2 protein-coding genes are annotated in these 1,147 nt (G+C 48.6%); both read left to right on the top strand.

Annotated elements, in window-relative coordinates; translation table 11 throughout:
• The first annotated feature begins 160 nt into the window (after positions 1 to 160).
• The gene (locus KOR42_RS26315; RefSeq protein ID WP_146512757.1) at positions 161 to 415 is read left to right on the top strand and encodes a ParB N-terminal domain-containing protein; all 255 of its coding nucleotides are present in this window, start codon (positions 161 to 163) and stop codon (positions 413 to 415) included.
• Positions 416 to 439: 24 nt separating this feature from the next.
• Positions 440 to 877: a DUF6896 domain-containing protein gene (locus tag KOR42_RS28130; RefSeq protein WP_390620931.1), complete on the top strand. Its 438-nt coding sequence runs from the start codon at positions 440 to 442 to the stop codon at positions 875 to 877.
• Positions 878 to 1,147: the final 270 nt, after the last annotated feature.

Here is a 1,147-nt window from a genome sequence, read left to right as displayed (position 1 = left end):
CACCAAATCGAGCGAAGCCATGATCTATGTGGCTTCCATTGGTCGCATGCTCCGCCGCTTAGCTCCTTCACCCAACCAAGCTCCGTTCAAATACCGACTTACAGCATGAAGAGGATTCCGGATAGGCTCTCAGTTACGCGGAATCCAGAAACGAGGAGAAATGGTTGGAAACCAGGTCAAAAAGTACAAGTGCATTATGAAAGCACAAGGCGGCTATGGAAACTTCCCTCCAATTGAGATAATAATCGTGGAGGGGAGGATGATCATTATAGATGGACACCACAGAGCGAGAGCTGCAGGTGCTGCTGGGATAAGAAACGTTCCAGTATTGATCATCGATGTGTCAGCTGAACGGGGCAGGCAATTAATGCTGGATGCAGCTGACGCCGCAGAAAACTTGGGACTTCCATGGTAGTTCCGCAGAATTGAGGAAGCTGATTTGTTTAGCCACACGCAAGAGTCATGCTTTGAACTCATCCAGAAATTTGTCGCAATCCAGAGACCGCTTGTACTCAAGACTATCGCTGAGCTCAACTTGAGCGAAACAGAACTCGAGATAGCCATTTACTTACCCCTTGTCATTCAACAGTTGCCAGAATTTATCAATGTTGATTCTGTTGATTGGCGACTCCAGGCACACGGATTGGGTGTAATGTTCACAAACATCGCGACAAACACCATCGTAGATGCACACAACGAATTTTTTGGTTCCCCATCTGCGTTCGATGCGTGGAGGCTTGTGCAGTTCACTGAATCGATATCCGGCGAGCATCAGGACTTCGAGAGTTGGCAATCTATGTTGGAGGAGTTGAGATGCAGAAGTCTCATTCGGGTTGTGGACGAATTCAATTTGTTGTACGAAATTGTAACACCATAGCACGATCATTACAGAACACCCCATTTACGGTATGATCATGGGAACCGGGAATCCTCACGGACCCATGGAAACGGACTGGTGACCAATCGTACGTACATCTCTGGCGAAAACCTGCTCGACACGATCGGGATCACCGGTTATCCGTAAGCGCATGGTGAACTACGGGGTGTTGGCTTTGGTTTCGCGTTCTTGTTTTCTTCTTTCGGCGATGTTCCAGCGGTGTTGGGGGTGCGTTGCCAGCCAGTGGTTGGGGAGTAACGATTCGACATT

It is taken from the genome of Thalassoglobus neptunius (genome assembly GCF_007859735.1).
Classification (GTDB): domain Bacteria; phylum Planctomycetota; class Planctomycetia; order Planctomycetales; family Planctomycetaceae; genus Thalassoglobus; species Thalassoglobus neptunius.
The sequence above is the reverse complement of the archived record's forward strand: the minus strand, read 5'-3'. Positions and strand labels throughout refer to the sequence as shown.

Bases quoted from the DNA above. Each gene is read 5' to 3' on its own strand.
- KOR42_RS26315 (WP_146512757.1), top strand. From the start codon at position 161: ATGGTTGGAAACCAGGTCAAAAAGTACAAGTGCATTATGAAAGCACAA.